Origin of the sequence: Algoriphagus hitonicola, from assembly GCF_900113375.1 — a bacterium.
In the GTDB taxonomy this organism is placed as follows: Bacteria; Bacteroidota; Bacteroidia; order Cytophagales; family Cyclobacteriaceae; genus Algoriphagus; species Algoriphagus hitonicola.
The window spans coordinates 1-1,307 of the sequence record NZ_FOPC01000032.1; the positions used below are offsets into that span (position 1 = coordinate 1).

Annotated in this window: 2 protein-coding genes; both read right to left on the minus strand. The window is 45.1% G+C overall.

What is annotated here, in order from left to right; all coding sequences use genetic code 11:
• Positions 1-76: 76 nt before the first annotated feature.
• Entirely contained in the window at positions 77-1,036 is a 960-nt protein-coding gene (locus tag BM043_RS19275; protein ID WP_245753086.1) for an IS3 family transposase, read from the minus strand.
• Positions 937-1,254 (minus strand): transposase, encoded by a 318-nt coding sequence (locus BM043_RS19280; RefSeq protein WP_092794906.1) that lies wholly within the window; start codon positions 1,252-1,254, stop codon positions 937-939. Before BM043_RS19280 ends, BM043_RS19275 begins: the two co-directional genes overlap by 100 nt.
• Positions 1,255-1,307 lie beyond the last annotated feature (53 nt).

Below are 1,307 nucleotides of genomic sequence, written 5' to 3' on the forward strand. Positions count from 1 at the left end.
CCTGCCGCGGGGCTACTCAACTAATCAGTGGGATTTAGAAAAAAAATCCCCCTGATTAGTTCGAGTTCAGTTTTCTTCATGCGGCCTTTGTTTTTGTTGTTTCTCCGAACTGCTCAGGAGTGAGGTAATTCAGGTAGGAATGTTTTCTTTCTTTGTTGTACCAGATTTCGATGAACTCAAAGAGTTCAACCTGTATCTGTCTAACGTTCAATACCGGAAGCTGGTAGATCAGCTCAGATTTGATGATTTTAAAGAAGTTTTCTGCCACGGCATTGTCCCAACAGTTACCTTTTCGACTCATACTCTGGATAATCCGGTGGTTCTTTAACAGCGCCCTGAACTCTTCACAGGCGTATTGGACTCCACGGTCGGAATGGAATATCAACTCATTGGGATTCACCGGCCTTTTTCTCAGCGCCATACGTAGTGCTGCGATCACCGTTGGATTAGCCTCCAGCGTGCTGCTCATAGACCAACCGATGATTTTCCTGTCGAATAGATCCATAACTATTGTCAGATAAAGCCAGCCTTGCTGAGTTTTCACATAAGTGATATCGGACACCCATTTCACTCCTGGTCCTGTAGCGGTAAAATCCCGATCTAACAGGTTTTTTGACGGAGCATACGGATGATCAGATTCTGTGGTACATACCTTGAATTTCTTACTGATGATGCTCCGGATACCCATCGATTTCATCAGTCTGGCTACCCTGGGTCTGGAAATGAAGATCCCCCGGTCCTCCAGCTCCAAGGTAAGCTTTGGGCTTCCCAGTCTGGATTTGGTTTGCTCTGTCACCTCTTGGATGGTTTGTCTCAATACATCGTTTTCTAAGGCTCTTTTGGAAGGCTTCCTGTTTAGCCAATCGTAAAAACTACTTCTGGAAACTCCGAAAACATCACACATCTTCTCAACAGCAAATTCCCCCCGGTGATCGCTCATGAACCTGAATATTTGTTGTCGCTCTTGGAGAAGATGCTCACGGCCTTTTTTAAAATGTCCCGTTCGATTTGGGCCTCTTTCAAGGCTTTCTTCAATTCGGCTATTTCCCGCTGTTCCGCACTCAGAATCGGCTTGCCATTACCTGCAAAACTCTGATCTCCACTGGACTCATACTCTCTACTCCAACGGCGAACCATGTCTCCGGGAATACCCAATTCTCTGCCAATCTCATTCGATGATTTACCACTCTTGTGAAGCTGGACAACCATCTTCTTGAATTCCTTGTCAAAACTTCTTCTTGTTCCTTCTTTCATTGGTTCTAAGTTAAGGGGCTTAACTTACTGTCCAATCAAATGTAGCAGATCCA

Bases quoted from the DNA above. Each gene is read 5' to 3' on its own strand.
- BM043_RS19280 (WP_092794906.1), bottom strand. From the start codon at position 1,254: ATGAAAGAAGGAACAAGAAGAAGTTTTGACAAGGAATTCAAGAAGATG.